General features: G+C 71.1%; 18 protein-coding genes. 6 read left to right on the top strand and 12 right to left on the bottom strand.

The window, feature by feature from the left end; genetic code table 11:
* Window positions 1–3 precede the first annotated feature (3 nt).
* From IEX91_RS03395 to IEX91_RS03380, 4 genes are all read right to left on the bottom strand, one after another.
* The gene (locus IEX91_RS03395; protein ID WP_188877108.1) at window positions 4–2,472 is read right to left on the bottom strand and encodes a DEAD/DEAH box helicase; all 2,469 of its coding nucleotides are present in this window, start codon (window positions 2,470–2,472) and stop codon (window positions 4–6) included.
* Window positions 2,469–3,911 carry a ribonuclease H-like domain-containing protein gene (locus tag IEX91_RS03390; protein ID WP_188877107.1) on the bottom strand — a complete coding sequence of 481 codons (1,443 nt, stop codon included), beginning with the start codon at window positions 3,909–3,911 and terminating at the stop codon, window positions 2,469–2,471. Before IEX91_RS03390 ends, IEX91_RS03395 begins: the two co-directional genes overlap by 4 nt.
* A 205-nt stretch (window positions 3,912–4,116) precedes the next feature.
* On the bottom strand, window positions 4,117–4,941 hold the full coding sequence (locus IEX91_RS03385; protein WP_188877106.1) for a mechanosensitive ion channel family protein: 825 nt from the start codon (window positions 4,939–4,941) through the stop codon (window positions 4,117–4,119).
* Window positions 4,938–5,942 carry a hypothetical protein gene (locus tag IEX91_RS03380; RefSeq protein WP_188877105.1) on the bottom strand — a complete coding sequence of 335 codons (1,005 nt, stop codon included), beginning with the start codon at window positions 5,940–5,942 and terminating at the stop codon, window positions 4,938–4,940. Before IEX91_RS03380 ends, IEX91_RS03385 begins: the two co-directional genes overlap by 4 nt.
* Window positions 5,943–6,079: 137 nt before the next feature.
* Between IEX91_RS03380 and IEX91_RS03375 the strand changes: the two genes are divergently transcribed.
* Complete coding sequence (locus IEX91_RS03375) at window positions 6,080–7,408, top strand: sodium:calcium antiporter (protein WP_188877104.1); 1,329 nt, start codon at window positions 6,080–6,082, stop codon at window positions 7,406–7,408.
* 36 nt (window positions 7,409–7,444) lie between these two features.
* Here IEX91_RS03375 and IEX91_RS03370 read toward each other — a convergent pair whose 3' ends face one another.
* Complete coding sequence (locus IEX91_RS03370; protein WP_188877102.1) at window positions 7,445–8,317, bottom strand: hypothetical protein; 873 nt, start codon at window positions 8,315–8,317, stop codon at window positions 7,445–7,447.
* Between the two features lie 226 nt (window positions 8,318–8,543).
* On the opposite strand from IEX91_RS03370, the gene IEX91_RS03365 reads away from it, so the two are divergent.
* The 3 genes from IEX91_RS03365 to IEX91_RS03355 all read left to right on the top strand — a co-directional run bounded on the left by IEX91_RS03365 (window position 8,544) and on the right by IEX91_RS03355 (window position 10,085).
* Window positions 8,544–8,888: a winged helix-turn-helix domain-containing protein gene (locus tag IEX91_RS03365; protein WP_188877101.1), complete on the top strand. Its 345-nt coding sequence runs from the start codon at window positions 8,544–8,546 to the stop codon at window positions 8,886–8,888.
* The gene (locus tag IEX91_RS03360) at window positions 8,889–9,206 is read left to right on the top strand and encodes a DUF7521 family protein (RefSeq protein WP_188877100.1); all 318 of its coding nucleotides are present in this window, start codon (window positions 8,889–8,891) and stop codon (window positions 9,204–9,206) included. It abuts the gene before it with no gap.
* 147 nt (window positions 9,207–9,353) lie between these two features.
* Window positions 9,354–10,085, top strand: coding sequence for a hypothetical protein (locus tag IEX91_RS03355; protein WP_188877099.1), 732 nt, complete (start codon window positions 9,354–9,356; stop codon window positions 10,083–10,085).
* A 72-nt stretch (window positions 10,086–10,157) separates the two neighbouring features.
* Here the strand turns inward: IEX91_RS03355 and dgoD are convergent, their stop codons facing one another.
* The 5 genes from dgoD to IEX91_RS03330 form a co-directional block, all read right to left on the bottom strand.
* On the bottom strand, window positions 10,158–11,312 hold the full coding sequence (gene dgoD / locus IEX91_RS03350; RefSeq protein ID WP_188877098.1) for a galactonate dehydratase: 1,155 nt from the start codon (window positions 11,310–11,312) through the stop codon (window positions 10,158–10,160).
* A gap of 121 nt (window positions 11,313–11,433) precedes the next feature.
* Window positions 11,434–12,201, bottom strand: a complete 768-nt coding sequence (locus tag IEX91_RS03345) for an ABC transporter permease (protein ID WP_188877097.1) — start codon at window positions 12,199–12,201, stop codon at window positions 11,434–11,436.
* A 2-nt stretch (window positions 12,202–12,203) separates the two neighbouring features.
* On the bottom strand, window positions 12,204–13,031 hold the full coding sequence (locus IEX91_RS03340; RefSeq protein ID WP_188877096.1) for an ABC transporter permease: 828 nt from the start codon (window positions 13,029–13,031) through the stop codon (window positions 12,204–12,206).
* A gap of 31 nt (window positions 13,032–13,062) precedes the next feature.
* Complete coding sequence (locus IEX91_RS03335) at window positions 13,063–13,824, bottom strand: ABC transporter ATP-binding protein (protein ID WP_188877095.1); 762 nt, start codon at window positions 13,822–13,824, stop codon at window positions 13,063–13,065.
* 6 nt (window positions 13,825–13,830) lie between these two features.
* Window positions 13,831–14,862 carry an ABC transporter substrate-binding protein gene (locus tag IEX91_RS03330; RefSeq protein ID WP_188877094.1) on the bottom strand — a complete coding sequence of 344 codons (1,032 nt, stop codon included), beginning with the start codon at window positions 14,860–14,862 and terminating at the stop codon, window positions 13,831–13,833.
* A gap of 158 nt (window positions 14,863–15,020) precedes the next feature.
* Here IEX91_RS03330 and nadC point away from each other — a divergent pair, with 158 nt between their 5' ends.
* Entirely contained in the window at window positions 15,021–15,818 is a 798-nt protein-coding gene (gene nadC / locus IEX91_RS03325) for a carboxylating nicotinate-nucleotide diphosphorylase (protein ID WP_188877093.1), read from the top strand.
* A 7-nt stretch (window positions 15,819–15,825) separates the two neighbouring features.
* On the opposite strand, the gene IEX91_RS03320 is transcribed toward nadC, so the two are convergent.
* Window positions 15,826–15,966: a hypothetical protein gene (locus IEX91_RS03320; RefSeq protein ID WP_188877092.1), complete on the bottom strand. Its 141-nt coding sequence runs from the start codon at window positions 15,964–15,966 to the stop codon at window positions 15,826–15,828.
* Window positions 15,967–16,170: 204 nt separating this feature from the next.
* Between IEX91_RS03320 and IEX91_RS03315 the strand changes: the two genes are divergently transcribed.
* Window positions 16,171–17,775: a spermidine synthase gene (locus tag IEX91_RS03315; RefSeq protein ID WP_188877091.1), complete on the top strand. Its 1,605-nt coding sequence runs from the start codon at window positions 16,171–16,173 to the stop codon at window positions 17,773–17,775.
* Between the two features lie 17 nt (window positions 17,776–17,792).
* Here the strand turns inward: IEX91_RS03315 and IEX91_RS03310 are convergent, their stop codons facing one another.
* On the bottom strand, window positions 17,793–18,932 hold the full coding sequence (locus IEX91_RS03310; RefSeq protein WP_211086451.1) for a glycosyltransferase: 1,140 nt from the start codon (window positions 18,930–18,932) through the stop codon (window positions 17,793–17,795).
* Between the last annotated feature and the right edge of the window lie 135 nt (window positions 18,933–19,067).

Raw genomic sequence — 19,067 nt, 5'->3', positions numbered from 1 at the left:
GGCCTACGCGTCGGGGGTGGGTGAGCCCTCCGACTCGCGTTCCGGGGCGTCGAGTCGCGAGAGCACGGCGTCGAGGATCGCCGTCGTCGCGCCCTTGTGGAGGGGTTCGTTGTCGTTGCCGCACTGTGCGGACATGAGACAGGAGGGACAGCCGGTCGGGTCCGCGCAGTCGCAGCGCGCGACGCGATCGCGGGTCTTCGCGGCGACGGCCTCGACGTGGTCGTAGATGCTGTGCGCGAACCCGACGCCGCCCTCGACGGCGTCGTGGATGAACCACGTCGGCGCGCCCGTCTCGGGGTGCATCGGCGTGCTGAGCCCGCCCATGTCCGAGTTGTCGAGGCGGAGTTCGAGCGGCGCGAGCTTGATCATGCCGTGCTCCGCGCCGTGGAGGCCGCCCGCGAACGTCCAGCCGGCGTCGGAGGCGGGCGCGCCGTCCGCATCGAGGAGCGCCGCCGGTCCGAGCGCGTCGACGACCCGGGACTCCATGTCCGCGGGGAGCTCGACCCACGTCAGGTGCGTTCGCAACTCGATCGGCGGCAGGTCGATCGGGTACGGTCCCTCGACGCTGCCGTCGCCGATGTCGTGTCGGCGGTACTGCGTGTAGTCGATCTCGACGGTGCCCGTCCCCGCGTGGAGCGAGTAGCCGTCGCCGAGGTCGCGCGAGCGCGTCGCCTCGATGTCGTGGACTCGCTTCTCGTGGGCGGTCGTCGTGTACTCGTTCGTCCGGACGCGTTCGAGCTCGACGTACGGCCGGTGGCGGTCCTCGGCGAGGTCCACCACCTCGTACTGCTCGCCGTCGTACATCACGAGCGCGCCCGGGTGGTAGTCTCGATACGCGCGCTCGCGGCCGATCGGCTCCATGTCGATCTCCCCGTCGACGCGTCGGACCTCGTATTCGACGTCCGTCGTCGCGTACAGCGAGATCGACGCCTGCGGGCGCGGGCGACCGTCGTACTGTGCGCCGCGCTCTAAGTCGCCGACGATCTCCCCGGCGTCGCGCCAGACGGAGACGGCGCGTTCGAGGCGCTCTCGCGGGCCGAACCACGCCGCGTCGTCGGCGGTGAGCGGGAGCTCCTCGGCCGCACACCGGACGTGGCGCGCGTAGACGTGGTTGTTCGAGACGTCGACGACCGCGTCCTCGATCTCGTCGCCGAGCAGGTAGTCCGGGTCGTCGAGGATGTACTGATCGATGGCGTCCCGCCGCGGGACGAAGACGGAGAGCGCCTTCGACGTCCCGCGCCCCGCGCGTCCGATCTGTTGCCAGAACGACTGGCGGGTCTCCGGGTAGCCCGCGAGCACCGTCGCGTCGACGCCGCCGATGTCGATCCCGAGTTCGAGCGCGCTCGTCGTGAAGACGGCGTCCGTCCGCCCGCTCTTCAGGGTGTTCTCGACCGCGCGGCGCTTTCGCTTGCTCAGCCCGGCGTGGTACGGCTTCGCGTCGAGGCGCGCGTCCGTCGGGTGCTCGCGCGCCGCGTCCCGCGCCCGCTTCGCCGCGATCTCGACGCCCTGCCGCGATCGGAGGAACGCCAGCGTCTGCACGCCCGAGAGCCCGAGGTGGCTCGTGACGCTCGCGGCCGCCGCCCCCGCGCGCTTCCGGGCGGTCGGGGCGTCCGCGTCCGCGGGGGCGGAGGCGGCCCCCTCGTCGCTCCCGCTCCCGCCTCCGTCGTCGTCCCGCCGCGGCAGCCAGAACGCGATCTCGCGGCGCCCCCGCGGGCTCCCGTCGGTCTCGACGACGCTGAACTCGCGGCCGACCAGGGCCTCCGAGTGGTCCTTCGGGTTGCCGATCGTCGCGCTCGTACAGACGAACTGCGGCGTCGAACCGTAGTGATCGAGGACGCGGCGGAGCCGCCGGAGTACCCACGAGACGTGCATCCCGTGGACTCCCGTGTACGTGTGCGACTCGTCGATCACGACGAGGTCGGTGTTCGCGTACACGTCGCGCCACTTCGCGTGGTTCGAGAGGTAGTGGTTGATCCCCGCGAAGTTCGTGATGACGACGTCGCGGTTCGCCCGGATCAGCGGTTTGCGCTCCGCCTTGGTGTCGCCGTCGTACGTCTCCGCGCTCGCGTCCACGCCGAGGTCGCCGAACAGGTCGTTCAGCGCCCGCTCCTGATCGGTGCTCAGCGCCTTCGTCGGGTAGACGAACAGCGCCCGCGCGTCCGGATCCCGCCGCTTCAACAGCGCGTAGTAGAGCGCGTAGACCAGCGTCTTCCCCGAGGACGTCGAGGTGGCGACGGTGACGTTCTCGCCGTCCCGGAGCGCGTCGAGCGCCGCCGCCTGGTGCGAGTAGAGGTCGTGATCGAGCGCGTCCGCGAGCCACGCGGGGAGGACGTCGCCGGGCGCGACGGTGTCCGCCGCCACCGCCGGCACCGTCTCCACGTGCGCGAGCTGATCCGGTTCGGCGTCGGGGTACGTCGCTTCGAGGGCGGCGGGCGTGAGCTCGTCCGCCAGCCGATCGCGGTCGTCGCTCATTCGAAATCACCCAGCGTCCCCTGCGTGGTCGTCGTCGCCGCCGCGTCTCGCGGCCCGTCGCTCCGGGCGACGCCCGCGATCGGCTCGGCGTCGCGCACGGCCTCGTAGACGTACGCGAGGGCGCGCACGTCGTCCTCGCAGTAGCGCTCGTGGCGCGCCCAGTCGAGTTCTGTCGCCCGCGAGGGATCGGCGAGCCACCGTCGGAAGCGCTGGCCGACGACCGCACCGCTCAGGCCCGTCCCGGCGGACTCCCAGCCGAGCGCGCCCGCGACGTCGTCGAGCGCGTTCGTCGCCCCCGGGAGGACCGCGTTCCCCTCCGTCGAGGCCCACCAGAGCAGATCGAACGTCCACGCGTCGCGCCACGTCGCGGCGTACTCGGGGCAGTGGCGGGTGACGTGCTCGTGGAGGTGCGGGAAGTCGAAGCGCTCGCCGTTGTACGCGACGAGCGGCCGTCCGCTCGCGCGCGTCGCGTACCACTCCGCGAACGCCGACACGGCGCGTCCGCTCGCGTTCGGGTCGGTGGCGAGGAACGAGCGGTACTCCTCGGTACGGCTGTCGTACACGCCGATCAGCCAGATCATCGTCGGGCTCAGCCCGTCCGTCTCGATGTCGACGAACACCGGATCGTTGCCCGGCAGACGCTCCGCGGAGGTTCGGTAGACGACGCCCTCGCTTCGGGCCTTCGCGCTGTAGCGGATCGTCCGCTCCGTCGTCGCGCCGATCCCCTCACAGCGCTGGAGCTCGCCGGGATCGCTCGCCGCGACGGCCGCTTTCGTTGCGTAGCCGGCCTCGCGCAGCGTCGCCGCGCGCGTCGGTCCGACGCCGTCGAGGCCTTCGAGGCCGAACCGCCCCGGATCGTACGTGTCGCTCGCCACGGTCCCGTCGCCGTACAGGCGGAGCGCGGCGATCCGGGCCGGCGGTGACGCGCTCGTCTCGCTCGCGCCCGGCCAGACGCCCGCGACGGCGAGCCCGTCCCAGTCGTTTCGGTATCCGGGGTCCGCGTTCGTCGTCAGGTGCGTGTACGAGCCGTCGATCGCCGCCCCGTCCAGCGCCTCCTCGTACGCCGCGCGGCCCTCCAGCGTCGTCTCCAGCGCCGTCAGGTCGACGTCGACGGCCAGCGCGTCGGAGAGGACGTACGTCTCGCTCGCGGCGTCGAGGTCGCCCCGTCGCTCGTGACCTGCGAGCGTCTCGAACCCGCGCGGCGTCGAGAGACACGCGAGCTGCGGGCCGGACGCACCGGCGACGACCCCCGTCGGGAGGTCGGTCAGACGGAGCACCCGGCGGTCGCTCCCGACGGCCGCGAGCCGCGCCCCGTGTCGCGGCCGCTCGACGAGCACGGCGTCCGGGTCGAGGTACGCGAGGGACTCCCGGAGCCCCCGGTCGGTGAGCCGGTCGAGAACGGTGGCCGGATAGACGGCGAGCGCGACGGACCCCTCCATTCGGCCCGACTGAGGGGCGGCACGCGCTTAAACGGATCGTCGGGCGACCGACGGGGCGTGGCGGGACGCCGGTGACGAAGGGGGAGGAGAGATCGGGATGGCCCGCCCGGACGGGTTCGAAGAGGTCGATGCCGTCGCACTCCGGGAGGTCGTGCCCGGAGACGACGCAGCGACGGCGCCGCACGATCCGGCTCCCGGCTCTCTGCTATCCGTCGTCCGGTCCGGTGACTGCGCGCTCCGCCGGGCGTTCGGGCGTCTCGATCCCCGCCTCCTCGAAGGCGGCGAGGCTCCGCTCGGTGACATCGGAGGCGAACGCGAACTCGTCGCGGAGGTCGGCGACGTACGCCTTCCCCGTGACCGTCCGGTAGTACGCCTCGTCCTCGACGACGACCGCGGTCGGGTGGTCGTCGTCCACGTAGACGTACGGCGAGGTGACGAGGGCGTCCGCGACGACCTCGCTCGCTCGCGCCACGTCCGCGCCCTCCGCGACCGCGAGATCGACGGTCACCAGCATCTCCGGCGCGCCCGCGTTCGCGTTGGCGACGTTCGAGTCGAAGACGGTCGCGTTCGGCACGCGGACCTCGGTGTCGTTCGGCGTCGTCAGCGTCGTCGCGCGCAGCCCGATCCCCGTCACCTCGCCGTAGTGCTCGCCGATCTCGACCTTGTCGCCGACGCGGTACGGCTTCTCGGTGACGAGCACGAGCCCGCCGACCACGCCCGCGACGAGGTCGCGCAGACCGAACCCGAGCGCCGCGCCGAACAGCCCCGAGAGCGCGACGACCTGCGTCGACGACAAGCGCAGGAGGGGGCCGGCGATCACGTACGCGGCGCCGGCGTAGACCGCGAACGTCACCACCGGCGTCAGCATCTTGATAGCGATCCGGCGGCGCGGGACGCGCTCGGCGAGCGCCCCGATCGCCCCGGTCGCGACGCGGACGAGGACGTACGCCGCGACGAGCACCGCGACGCTGTTGCCGAGCAGCACCGGATCGATCGACACCGCGGTCAGCCCCGTCCGGGGCGGGATCATTGGAGCCCCCGCCGGTCGGTCTCGCGCGCGGCGGTCGGGACGGCCGCGGGCGCGAGCCGGACGATCCCCTCGTCGACGGTGACGACGTCGGCGCGGCGGAGGCGGGCGAGCGCGCGCGTCGCGTGGTCGACGAGTCGGTCGAGCTCGGGGCGCGCGACGCGCTCCTTCGAGAGGAGGACGCGCAGGCAGAACGCGGTCTCGCGGTCGAAGTCGAGGCCGTCGCCGGCCGGCGCGACGTCGCTCGGTCGGAGCTCGTCGCGGCGCGTCGCCTCCCAGATGGCCGTGGCGACGCCGACGTTCCCCATCGACACCGCGGCGAGACGCTCGAAGACGACGTCGGTCGGATCCACCTCTCTGCCTTCGGGTCTCGGTCCGAGCACGCGGCGGTTCGGGACCGGGATCGAGACGCCCACCGTCCGCCCGCGAAGCGTGGCCGAGACCCGGCGGGTCGTCACGATCCCGTCGGCCGTCCGGTCGGTCGCGAACGTCGGCAGGTCCTCGTACCGGTCGAGGAGGAGACCGGCGAGGTCCGACGCGCTCGCCGGCGCCGTCTCGACGCGCTCCGCGAACGTCCGATCGACGTCGCGGACGTGCGCCAGATACGTCCACGCGTAGCTGTTCCACCCCGCGACCACCGGCGTCTCCGTCGCCGCGAGGGCGCGCACCGCCGCGTCGAGGTCGTCGAAGCCGCCGATCCGGCGCTCGTAGAGGTGGTGGCAGTCGTCGACGACGAGGGGGCCGTCGCCGAGGGCGTCGCGGACCGCCGCGGCGTCCGCACCGGGGTCGAGGCGGCGATACGTCGCGCCGGCGGCGTCGGCGAGGCGTTCGAGCAGGTCGTGACGGCCCCCGTACGGCGGTCCGCAGACCGCCAGCGGCCCGGCCCGCTCCCCGCGGATCGTCCCCTCGACGGTCGCCGCGTCCTCCTCGTGTAGCGGCGCGAACTCACCGACCGGGTCGCCGGCGTCGTCATCGACCGCCGCGCGGTCGCGCTGTCCCGTCATGTCTCCGGCTTGTGGGAGGAGGACCGTAAGCGTTCGTCGCCGCGCCAGCGTCTTTCAGGTTCTCGAAGGCCGCGACCGTGGACGTCGCCGACGGCATCCTCGTCGCTTATGTGACCGGGAGCCCTCGCCCCGTCCGAATGCGCTCCAGACTCCGCCACCCTCTCACTGCCGTCGCCGTCACGCTCCTGTTGACCGTGCCGTGGCTCTGGTTCTTCGTGACCTACGGTGGCTACGGCGCGGTCCACGTCGGTGAGAACATCACCGCCGGGATGGCCGTCCTCGTCGCCGGAATCGCCATCCTCGGCGCCGCGTTCCTCCTGGCGTGGGCGGCCGAGACCGCCGAGAAGGACGTCCCGCGGGCGTTCGCCATCGCCGTCCTCGCGGTGCTCGCCGTCGCCCCCGAGTACGCGGTCGACGCCCTCTACGCGTGGCAGGCGGGCGCCGGATCGGCCGACGCGGCCAACCTGGCGATCGCCAACATGACGGGCGCGAACCGCATCCTCATCGGCCTCGGCTGGGCGGGAATCGCCCTGTTCAGCATCTACCGGGCGGGCAGTAGCGCGGACGCCGCGGTCGAGAAGCGCGACGGCTTCCTCGCGGACACGGTGACGCTCGATCGGAGCATCGCCGTCGAGATAACGTTCCTGCTCGCCGCGACGGCCTACGCCTTCGTCGTCCCGTTCGGGGGCATCGGTCCGCTCGACACCCTCTTCCTCGTCGGCTTGTACGTCTGTTATCTCCTCATCATCGTCCGCGGCGAAGTCGAGGAGCCCGAGGCTCACGTCGGGGTCCCCGCGTACTTCCAGAACTACCCGCGCCTCCCGCGGATCGCGCTCGTGCTCGTCGGCTTCGTCTTCTCCGGCGCGATCATCTTCACCGCGGTCCACCCGTTCGCGGAGGGGTTGGAGACCCTCGGACTCCAGTACGGCGTCCCCGAGTTCTTCATGATTCAGTGGATCGCGCCGCTCGCCTCCGAGAGCCCCGAGCTCGTCGTCGTCGCCTACCTCGTCAACAAGGCGCGCTCGACCGCGGGGTTCAACGCGCTCATCTCCTCGAAGCTCAATCAGTGGACGCTCCTCGTCGGGACGCTCGCCGTCGTCTACTCGATCTCCGCGGGCGCCGTCGGCGCGCTCCCCTTCGACACGAAGCAGGCGGTCGAGATCTGGGTGACGGCCGCCCAGAGCTTCTTCGCCATCGCCATCCTGACGAACTTCGAGATCGACGCCCGCGAGGCCGTCGCGCTCCTCGCGTTGTTCTCGACGCAGGTGTTCGCGGAGTTCTACGTGATCCGGACGTACGCGGAGCCCGTCGCCACCGAGATCAGCATCACGATCCTCTACGCTTACACCGCCGTCTACCTCGTCCTCGGCGCCGTGCTCTTCTACCTGCGTCGGGACAGTCTCCAGCGGCTCCTCCGCACGACGGTCCGCGACGCGCGCGGTGCATTCAGCTCCGGCGAGAACTGAACGCCGGCGCTGACCGTCCGCTGCCCGCCCGCCGTCTCAGTCCCACTGCCAGCCGCCGAGCGGGGGAACGCCGTCGCCGAGGTAGAGGTACGCCCGCGTGAGGAGCGTCGCGTTGAGAACGGAGACGCCGGCCCCCACGACGAGCGAGACCGCTTGGACGGCGAGGAAGCCCGCCAGCGTGGGGTCGGGGAACGCCACCTGCGTCCCCTGACTCACGAGGAGCGACGCGGCCATCGGACCCAGGAGGAGGGCGAGGATCCGCAGTCGGTTCCCCCGCGTCGTTCGCCAACTCTCGACGAACGCGCGCGCGGCGTTCCGATCCCGCAGGGCGATGGCCTGCGGGACGAACGAGAACGACAGCATCACGAACAGCGCGGGGAGGCTCAGGACGACGAACGCGACGAAGACGACGATCCCCGGCGACGCGACCGCGGTGAGTCGGAGGACCGCCCGGGGCGCGTATCGGAGCGCGACGTAGCCGACGAGCCCGATCGTGAGCACCTCCAGACAGACGAACAGGACGAACTGGACGAGACCCCCCGCGAGCGTGTTGAGCGACGCCCAGCCGAGTCGGTGGAGGACGAGTTCGTCGGAGAGCTGTCGGCGCGGATCGGCGACCATCACGCGCGTGGCGACGACCTGTACGGGCGCGGTCAGGAGCCCGCCGGTGACGGCGCCGAGCGACCCCGCGGCGACGGCGATCGAGAGCGGGAGGGACGTGCCGGGCGTCGGGGCCGCGGCGAGCGGGGTCCCCGGCACCGACATCGGCACGTACGCCGTCGCGAGCGCGTAGACGAGTCCGACCTGCACCGCGGACGCGAGCGCGAACGCGACCACGAGGAGGGCCCCCGTGCGGGTGAACGCGAAGGAGAGACCGGCGGAGAGCGTGCGACGTATCGGGAGATCCATACCGGGCGTACGTCCCTCGATAGTTGAAACCCGCGGGTCGCTTTCCGGGACGGAAAACGTCCGCGGGGCCGGTCTCGTGGACCGTGGAGGGCCGAAGGGGAAGGGATCGGCGGGCGGCCCGCCGACGTCGACACCGAGACCGGCCACTGGCATAACACCCGAGCGCGGTTTTCCGGGCCGGACAACCGGCGGCGGGTATTAAGCCGTCCCGGTCGAACGGTCCGGCGTGAGTGAGGACCGGCCGGACGAGGAACTCTTCGCGCTCCTCAACGACGAGTACGCGCGCGCCATCCTCACTCAGACGAGCACCGAACCGATGTCCGCGAAAACACTCCGCGACCGATGCGACGCCTCGCTTCCGACGATCTACCGGCGGGCGGAACGGCTCGTCGACGCCGGGCTCCTCACCGAACGCACCGAGATCGGCGAGAACGGGCACCACTACAGCGTCTTCGAGGCCCGCCTCGACCGCCTCACCGTCGATCTCGACGACGGCGAACTCACCGTCGCGGTCGAGACGACGGCGGACGACCCGGCGGATCGCTTCACCGACATGTGGGAGGGGATCTAGATGCCGGACGAGACGGCGTACGTCGGCTACCTTGTCCTGCTCGCGGTGACGCTGCTCGGTCTCGTCCTGAGCCTCGCCATCGTCCTCCAAGCGTACCGCGGCTACCGGCGCAACCGCAGTCGCCCGATGCTCTACCTCGCGCTCGGCCTCGGCCTCCTCACGGTCGTCCCGTTCGCCATCTCGCTCGCGGTCGCGTCGCTCGGCCAGCACCTCGGCTTCGGCCCGCTCGTCTACACCTATTACGCGCCCATCGTGAGTCGCGTCGTCGAGATCGCCGGCCTCGCCAGCATCCTCTACTCGCTCTACGTCGGCCGGTAGGGCGTGCCGTCCTCGGACACGGGCGACCCCGCGGGCGACGCCGAAGACGAGGGACGGGATCGCGGTCGCGAGATCCGCATCGGGCGTCGGTTTCCGGGTTGGAACATCGTCGCCGTACTTAAGTCACGGGCACCGAAAGGACTGGTCGTGTCCCTGAACATCGGTTCCTCCCTGACCGGCGGCCTCCGACGCGTCGCCACCAGAAACGGCGCCCTCATCGTGTTGGCGTACGCCGCGATCGGCCTCGTCTGGCAGGTCGCCCTGTATAGCCTGCTCGCCACGCAACTCCCGCGCGACGCCGCGACGGAAGCGACGGCGCTCCCGTCGATCGACGCCCCCCTCTCCGTCGTCGCGCTCGTCGCGGTGCTCGCGTTCGTGGCGCTCCAGTACCTCACGATCGTCGCGGTCCGCGTCTTCGTCGGCGGCGACTCGCGCTCGATCCCCGGCGAGTACTACCGGCGGAACGCCGTCGGCGCGTTCGTCAACACCGTCATCGGCGGTCTCGTCTACGGGATCCTCGTCGCCATCGGGACCGTCCTCCTGATCGTTCCCGGGATCATCGCGTACGTCGCGTTCTGCTTCACGATCTTCTACGTCATCGTCGACGACGAGAACTTCGTCGCGGCGCTCCGCGATAGCTGGCGGCTGACGCGCGGCAACTGGCTCCGCCTGTTCGTCGTGCTCTTCATCCTGTTCGTCGTTGTCGGCATCGTCGGCGCCATCGTCTCCGTCGTCGCGGCGGCGGTCGTCACCGCCGCCGCCGGGGCGTCCGCCGGCACCGTCGTCTCCGGCGTGCTCGTCCTCCCGTTCTCCATCATCACGATCGGCGTGCTCGCCGAGGCGTTCGTCCAACTCCGCGAGGGCGACGGCGCGATCTGAGCTGAGCCGTCTCGCACCTCCGCGTCGCGGTGCGGCTCGCGCCGCGTCACGTTCGCGTGACTCCGACCCGGCCTACCACTCGGCGACGCTGCCGTCGTCGTGTCGCCAGACGGGGTTGTGCCAGTCGACGTCTTCGTCGGCCTGCTCGCGGACGTGTTCCTCGTTGATCTCGACGCCGAGTCCCGGCGCGTCCGGTATCGAGACGTACCCCTCATCGTACTCGAAGACGGACGGGTCCGCGAGGTAGTCGAGGACGTCGCTCGTCTCGTTGTAGTGGATGTTCAGACTCTGCTCCTGGATCGTCGCGTTCGGCGAACAGGCGTCGACTTGGATGCACGAGGCGAGCGCGATCGGCCCGAGCGGACAGTGGGGCGCGAGCGCGACGTCGTAGGCCTCGGCCATCGCCGCGATTTTCTTCACCTCCGTGATGCCCCCGGCGTGCGAGAGGTCGGGCTGGACGACGTCGACCGCGCCGCTCTCGAAGACCTCCTTGAAGTCCCAGCGGGAGTACATCCGCTCGCCCGTCGCGATCGGGATCGAGGTGCGCGCGGCGATGTCCGGGAGCGCGTCGTTCTGCTCGGGGAGCACGGGCTCCTCGATGAACATCGGCTCGTAGGGTTCGAGGGCGACGGCGAGGCGCTTCGCCATCGGCTTCGTGACGCGCCCGTGGAAGTCGACGCCGATGTCGACCTCGTCGCCGACGGCCTCGCGGACCTCGCGGAGGCGGTTCACGGCGGCCTCGATCGCCGCGGGGTCGTCGAGGCGCTCCAGCTCCTCCGTTGCGTTCATCTTCAGCGCCGAGAACCCCTGCTCGACCTTCCGCTCGGCCTCGGCGGCGACGTCGCTCGGGCGGTCGCCGCCGATCCACTGATACACCTCGATCCGATCGCGGGCCGCGCCGCCGAGGAGCTCGTACACCGGTACGCCGAGTGCCTTCCCCTTGGCGTCCCAGAGTGCCTGATCGATCCCCGCGATGGCGCTCATGAGGACCGGCCCACCGCGGTAGAACCCCCCGCGGTACATCGTCTGCCAGTGGTCCTCGATGGGGTGAACGGGCTCGCCGAGCAGGTAGGTGTCCATCAGTTCCTCGACGGCCGCCCGCACGGTCTTCGCGCGTCCCTCGACGACCGGCTCGCCCCAGCCGACGAGACCGTCGTCCGTCTCGATCCGGAGGAAGAGCCAGCGCGGCGGGACCTCGAAGAGTTCGTAGTCGACGATCTGCGTCATCTGCCGACATCTGCGGCCACCACGCTATTGTAGGTTCCCGTCTCCGGCTCGCGCGACGGCGCAGGCGTCGACGCGTCGTCCGGGGACGCACCACGGCGACGATCCGCGGCCCGTCGGGGCGTCACGATCCCGAGCGCGTGGCGGCGCGTCCGAGGGCGGCGACGAGCGCCATCGCGACCACCCCGGTGAGCGAGAGCGCGAGCACGCCGGCGAGCGAGTCGGCCATCCGGAACGTCGCCGCGGTGTCGATGAGGTAGCTCCCGAGGTCGCCCGCGTAGAGGAACAGCTCGGCGGCGACCATCCCGCGGATCGCGCGCCCCGCGCCGAGTCGGAGGCCGGTCAGGATCGACGGGAGCGCCGAACGGAGGTACACTTCGCCGTAGACGACGCACGGTCCGGCGCCGAAGACCCGCGCGGCGTCGACGGCGCCCCGATCGGTCTCGCGGACCCCGGTCTCCGTCGTGACGATGATCACGAACACCGCGAAGAGGAAGACGAGTACGGTTTTCGCCAGCGGCGTCAGGCCGAACCAGACGACGAACAACGGGGCGAGCGCGACGACCGGCGCGGCGTAGAGCGCGTCGACGGCCGGGTCGTAGGCCGCGGCGAGGCGCTCCGAGAGGCCGAGCGCGAAGCCGAGCGGGACGCCGACAGCGACCGCGAGCGCGTAGCCGAGCGCCGCGTGGACGAGGGCGTCCGCGATGGCGCGCCGGAGCGTCCCCGTCACGACGAAATGCTCGACGAACGAGGCGGCGACCGCGACCGGCGACGCGAGCAGCGTCCGGGCCGCGGTCGTGTAGGCGTACCACGCGAGGAGGAGGGCGACGACTGACGCGACGCGGAGCAGGACGCGGCGCCGGCGGTCGGTGAGCGCGCGCGTATCGGACACCGTCAGCGAACACCCCCCTCGACGTGGTGCCACGGGGCGTAGCGGCGTTCGAGCGCGCCGAGGCCGCCCGCGATCCCGACCGAGAGCGCCATTAGGACGAGGACGACGGCGAGCGCGCTGTCCGTCTGACCGTACCGCTGATAGCCGTGGAGGAGACTACCGAAGCCGGCGTACACCCAGAGCTCGCCGACGACCATTCCCTTCACGGCGCGGACGGCACCGAGTCGGAGCGCGGCCGCGACGTGCGGGAGCGACGCCGGGAGGAGGACGTGTCGATAGACGCCGAGCCGCGACGCGCCGAAGACGCGGCCGGTCTCGACGAGCGCGTCGTCCACGTCCCGCACGCCCGCGCGGAGAGTGAGGGTGACGTGGAAGACGGCGAAGAGGAAGACGACGACGACGTAGAACCCGATTCCGGCCCCGAAGACGGCGATGAGCAGGGGGAGGAGGCTGGCGACGCTCGTCACGAACAGCGTCGTCACGGGCGTGTCGGCGAGCGCGTCCGCGGTCGACGAGAACCCCATGAGGAGCCCGAGCGGGACGCCGACCGCGACGGCGAGCCCGTAGCCGAGCGCGAGCTTCGGGAGGCTCGCCGCGAGCGCCACGAACAGCTCGCCGGAGGCGACGAGACCGACGCCGGCCGCGAGGACGTCCGAGAGCGGCGTCAGTCCGTCGACGGCGAGCCGGGCGAGGAGCTCCCACGCGAGCGCGAGCGAGCCGACGCCGAACAGCGGGTAGCGGACGCGTTCGTTCATCGCGGTCATCGGTTCCGTCGTCGCGGGCGTCGATCCGTCCGCCGCGAGCGTCGCCGGCTCGCTCGCGTGATCCACCGTGTACGCTCGGCGCGTCGGGCGTCAGTGATCACTGTTCGTCCCGGAGGTGATCCCAGATCTCGCGGCGGTAGTCGGCGAACGCGGGCGTCGTCTCCAGCTCGCGGCCGTGGCGCGGGCGTTCGAAGGGGACGTTGACGGTCCGCGTCACCGCGTTCGGTGCCGCGCCCATCACGAGCACGCGATCGGAGAGCAACAGCGCCTCCTCGATATCGTGCGTGACGAAGAGGACGGTCGTCCGCCGGTCCTCCCAGAGGTCGAGGAGCTCGGACTGGAGGACGGCGCGCGTCTGCGCGTCGAGCGCGCCGAACGGTTCGTCCATCAGGAGGACGTCCGGGTCGACGGCGAGCGCGCGCGCGAGACCGACGCGCTGGCGCATCCCGCCGGAGAGCTCGTCGGGATAGGCGTCCGCGAAGTCGGTGAGGCCGACGGTGTCGAGCCAGTCGTCGACCCGCTCGCGGCGCTCGGCCTCGGGGACGCCCCGCCGTTCGAGCCCGAACGCGACGTTCCCGCGGACGGTCCGCCAGTCGAAGAGGTTGAACGACTGGAACACCATCGCGCGCTCCGGCGAGGGGCCCTCGATCCGATCGCCGTCGACGAGCACGCGCCCATCGGTCGGCGCTTCGAGCCCGGCGAACAGCCGGAGGAGCGTCGTCTTCCCGCATCCCGAGGGACCGACGACGGAGACGAACTCCCGGTCGGCGACGGTGAGCGAGACGTCCGCGACGGCCGTCACGTCCCCGGCGTCGCTCCGGTAGGTCTTGCGGACGCGCTCGGCGCGTAGCGTCGTCATCGCGGCTCACCGCGCTCCGACGCGCGCGAGCGCGTCGTCGAGGATCGAGCGGTCCATCACGTCGTCCGTCGGGATGCGTTCGTCCGTGAGGCCGACCCGCGCGGAGAGGTCGAGCATGTAGTCGACCTCGTCCCTCCCGAGCCCGCCGCCGGGCGGCCAGACGTCGACGTCCGTGAGGAAGTCGTAGGTCCGGCGCTGGACGCGTTCCTCGGGACCGCCGCCGTCGACGTACTCGTCGATCAGCGTCCCGTAGCGCTCGTAGTCGTCGGCGAGGCGTCGGTTGGCGAGCAACTGGGCCGCGACGAAATCCACGAGCTGCGGGCGCTTCTCGTCGATGACGGACTGCGGGACCATGTAGGTCTCCTGAATCCACGACGTCAGCACGTCGCCGAAGGTGGCGAGGCGCGTGAGGCCGTCGCCCTCCTCGCGCATCGCCAGCCACTGCGCGTAGTGCTGGGGCGAGACGTCGATGCTCCCCTCGGCGAGCGCGGCCCGGCGCGCGCTCGAATAGCCGACGCGCTGGAAGTTCAGCTCGTCCGCGCTCTCGATGACGCCCTCCTCGCTGAGGAGCGCGATCGTCTGCACGGCGTCGAGCCCGTTCGGCGCGGACATTCCGATGACGGCGTCCTGCTCGACGATCGCTTCGAGCGAGTCGATCTCGCCGTCGGTGACGAGGACGTAGTCGGTCGATCGGATCGGAACGGAGACGAACGTGAACTCCCGCCCGGCCGCGACGAGGTTCGCGGCGGCCGTGACCGACCCGCGCGCGACGTCTGCGTTCCCCGACAGGACGGACTGTGCGGCGAGGTCGACGCCCTCGAAGACGTCGATGGAGGTGTCGAGGTCGTACTCCGCGGGCGCGACCCGATCGGCCGCGTCCCACGTGTTGACGTCGACGGTCTCCGCGGGAGCCTGGAACGCGAGCCGGAGCGTCCCGCCGTCCCCGCCGCCACCCGATCCGCCACAGCCGGCGAGGCCCGCGATACCCGTGCTCCCGATCACCGCCGCCCCGGTTCGGAGGTACGCTCTGCGACGCATTCATCGATGATATTGACCTCGAATACAAATCACTTCTGCATTTTCTCGCCATCGGGGTCTTTCGGAGAACAATTCTCTTCAGAGTACGTCGGAACCACCACCTACTGATTCAGGTACGAGACCCGGAGCGTTTTGTGGCTACGGACTGTCCGTTCGATATGGACACGAGACCACACGCTTTCCTCGAAGAAGACGGGGCCGGCTGGCGGGACGTGACGAGCGCGCTCGTCGAGGGCCACGACGCCGACGCGGTCGTTCGGACCCGCGATTCTGGGATCGCCGCGGGCGTCGCGGAGGCCCGCTCGCTCTTCGAGCACGTCGGTCTCACCGTCGAGACCGTCGTCGACGACGGGGACGCCATCGCGGCTGGCGACGACGTCCTGCGAGTGTCGGGCGACGCACGCGCGCTCCTCGAAGCCGAACGCCTCGCCCTCAACTTCCTCGGGAGCATGAGCGGGATCGCCAGCGCGACCCGGACCTGCGTCGATCGGGCCGGCGAGACGCGCGTCGCCGCGACCCGCAAGACGACGCCCGGCTTTCGCTACTTCGAGAAGAAGGCGGTCCGCGTCGGCGGCGGCGACCCGCACCGCTACGACCTCGCGGACGCCGTGCTCATCAAAGAGAACCACATCGACATCGTCGGATTGGAGACGGCCGTCCGCGAGGCCTGCGAACGCGCCTCCTTCACGACGAAGGTCGAGGTCGAGGCGGAGACGGAGCCCCAAGCCCGCCGCGCCGCGGCCTACGGCGCGGACATCGTCCTGCTCGACAACATGACGCCCGCCGAAGTCGCGGACTGCGTGGAGACGCTCCCCGACGACGTGCTCACCGAGGCCTCGGGCGGGATCACGCCGGAGACCGTCGCGGACTACGCCGCCGCCGGCGTCGACGTGGTCTCGATGGGGAGCCTGACGCACTCCGCGAACTGGCTCGACGTGACGCTCCTCACCGAGTAGCGGGCCCTCACCCGGCCGGCGGACCCCGTCCGGCTTCCCCGCCGGCGATCGCGTCGCCGAACCCGTCGTCGACCGCACGAGCGACGTCGCGGTTCGCGTCGTGCTCCTCCGGGTTCCGGTCGTACGTCTCCGCCCGCTCCTCGCGCACGTCGCGTTCGCCCGCGACGCGCTCGAAGATCGCGGCGAGCTCTGAGACGTATGATGACGTTCCGCACGGTGGTTCTCCGGGCGTGTCTATGTACGCCCCGGCGGGTCAGCCGGTCGAACCGCTCGACCGGTCGACTCGGTCGGTGACCGACTTCCCGCCCGACGCCCCTCCGAACTTATCCCCATGCGGAGCTAACGCACGCCAATGAGCGTGCTGGCGGATCGGCTGGACAGAGCCGAGCTGGCCGTCTTCGCCTCGGGGGTCGTCAGCATGGGCCTCGAAATCCTAGCGGGACGGATCGTCGCGCCCCAGTTCGGCAGTTCGATCTACACGTGGGGGAGCGTCATCGCCGTCTTCCTCGCCGCGCTGAGCGTGGGGTACCACTACGGGGGAAAGCGGGCCGCCGAGGAGGCGACGAACGGTCGGCTCGTCCGCCTGCTGCTCGGCTCCGCGGTGTACGTCGCCGTCCTCATCGTCTTCGCCGATCAGCTGTTGGCGTCGGCGGCGGCGCTCCCGCTCCCCGCGCGCTTCGCGTCCCTCCCCGCCGTCGTCCTCCTGTTCGGACCGCCGACGTACCTGCTCGGATTCATCAGCCCGTACGCGGCCGAACTCACCGACCGGGAGGGGATCGGCGAGGCCTCCGGGCGCGTCTACGCGCTCGGGACCGTCGGGAGCATCGTCGGAGCGTTCGGTACGACCTTCGTCCTCATCCCCTCGCTCTCCGTCTCGCGGATCGCCTTCGCGCTCGGGGCGACGCTCGTCGTGACCGCGGGCGTCCTCGCGTGGCCGTCGGACCGACGAGCGACGCTCTCGACGCTCGTCGTCGCGCTCCTCCTCGTCGCGGCGACCGCGACCGGCGCGTTCGGCTACACCGCCCGCGGCGACGTCGTCTACGAGACGAACACGGCGTACCAGGACCTCGCGGTCGTCGACGACGGCGACACGCGGACGCTCTACCTCGACGGCCAGCGCCACAGCGCGATGGACAAGAGCGACCCGACGCGACACGTCTTCGAGTACACCCAGTACTTCCACATGCCCTACCTCCTCGCCGACGACCCGGACGACATCGACCGCGTGCTGTTCGTCGGCGGCGGCGGGTTCACGGGGCCGAAGCGCTTCGCCGCCGAGTACGACGCGAGCGTCGACGTCGTCGAGATCGACCCCGAAGTCGTCCGCGTCGCCGAGGCGTACTTCCGGGCGGACGAGTACGACGTCACCGCCCACGTCGGTGACGGCCGTCAGTTCCTCCGGGAGACGGACGAGACCTACGACCTGATCGTCCTCGACGCCTACAAGAAGGACAAGGTACCGTTCCAGCTGACGACCCGGGAGTTCATGTCGCTCGCGTCGGATCGCCTCTCCCCGAACGGGGGGGTCGTCGCCAACGTCATCTCCGCGCCCACGGGTCCCGCCTCGCAGTTCTACCGCGCCGAGTACGAGACGATGAACGAGGTCTTCCCCCAGGTGTACAGCTTCCCGACCACCGACACGAACGTCGTGCAGAACGTCGAACTCGTCGCCACGAAGCGCGGGACGCACGTGACGCAGGCCGAGTTGCGCGAGCGGAACGCGGCGCGCGACATCGGCATCGACCTCGGCGACGCGATCGAGCAGTACGCCGTCGACGTGCCGACGGACGACGTGCCGACGCTCCGCGACGACCGGGCACCCGTCGACACGCTCCTCGATCCGATGGTCGGCCAGCGCTACGTCATCGAGGAGACGGGGAACGTGACGAACGCGACGGACTCGACGGACGCGCCGACCGCGACCGGTGTGACGCTCGCCGCGCGCGTCGCCGGCTAGTCCGCCGGTCTCGCCGCTCAGTCGGACTCCCCGTAGCCGTCCGCGTGCGCCGTCTCGGCCCGCCGTTGTGCGAGCGTGCCCGCGGTCCGCGCCCACTTCTGCACGCACGCGATCACGTACCAGACGAGGAGGTCGCGGCGGCGCGCCGCGGGCGCGTCGAGGGAGTCGGCGAACCGCCCCGGGTGGACCGGGAGGACGTTCCGCGGGTCGGCGAGCGGCCGGACGTCGAAGCGCTCGCCGTGGTAGCGTCGCAGTTGCTCGCGCCCGCGGCCGATTCGGTAGTTCTGCGAGAGCACGCTCCGTAGCGTCGAGCGCGCCGGGTGATACAGCGTGACGTCCGGCTCGTACGTCAGCGCGAAGCCGGCCCGGCGCGCCCGGCGGCCGAACTCCAGGTCGCCGTTCGACACCAGACGGGCGTCGAAGCCGCCGATCTCGTCGAGTAGGTGACGGGTGACGACGAGACAGCACGTCGGAGCGAAGCCGTGTTCCTCGACGTACTGCTCGATGGGGAAGCCGCTCGCGCGCCGGTAGCGCGCGACCGTCCCGTCGCCGGCGACGAGCTCGACGCGACAGCCCACGTACTCCCGATCCGCCACCGCCCGCGTCACTCCGCGCACGTAGTCGCGCTCGACCCACATGTCCGCGTCGACGAAGGCGATCACGTCGCCCGCGGCGGCCTCGATGCCGGCGTTGCGCGCGGCGTACGAACTCTGGACGTCGCCCTCGACGACGTGGCGGACGCGGGGCTCCGAGTCCGCGAACGCCGCGGCGATGTCGGACGTCTCGTCCGTCGAGCCGTTGTCCGCGACGACGATCTCGTAGTCGTCGGTGTCCTGCGCGAGGAGCGACTCGACCGTCGTCGAGAGCCCGTCGGGGTCGTTGTAGACGGGGACGACGACGCTCGTCGTCACCGCCGTCACGGTCCACCACCGCGGCGGCCGGCGTTCGACGTCGCGCGGCCGCCCCCGCCCGCGGCGGTCGGCCCGCGTGTCGCGTCCGGTCCCTCTCGACGACGGTGCTGAACGTGGCGCACGAGTGGTCGCCGGGGGGAGGCGCCGGAGGCGAATGACGGTTTCGATGGCGTCGCCGGCTCCGACCCGCACCGATCCGACCGCCGCGTCGCTCGCCACTGCGGCACCGACGGGTCGGAGTAACATATCGGGCACTTCGGGGCGCGAAACGAGCAGAATGTCGCACTCGTTCGGTTCGCTCGAAAAGAGACCCGCCTCGATCACGGACATCCGCCCGAATATTACGAACGACACGGAAAGTATTATTGACCTCCTCGCACT

It is taken from the genome of Halarchaeum nitratireducens (genome assembly GCF_014647155.1).
Taxonomy (GTDB): domain Archaea; phylum Halobacteriota; class Halobacteria; order Halobacteriales; family Halobacteriaceae; genus Halarchaeum; species Halarchaeum nitratireducens.
This window is presented reverse-complemented; position numbering and strand designations above follow the sequence as displayed.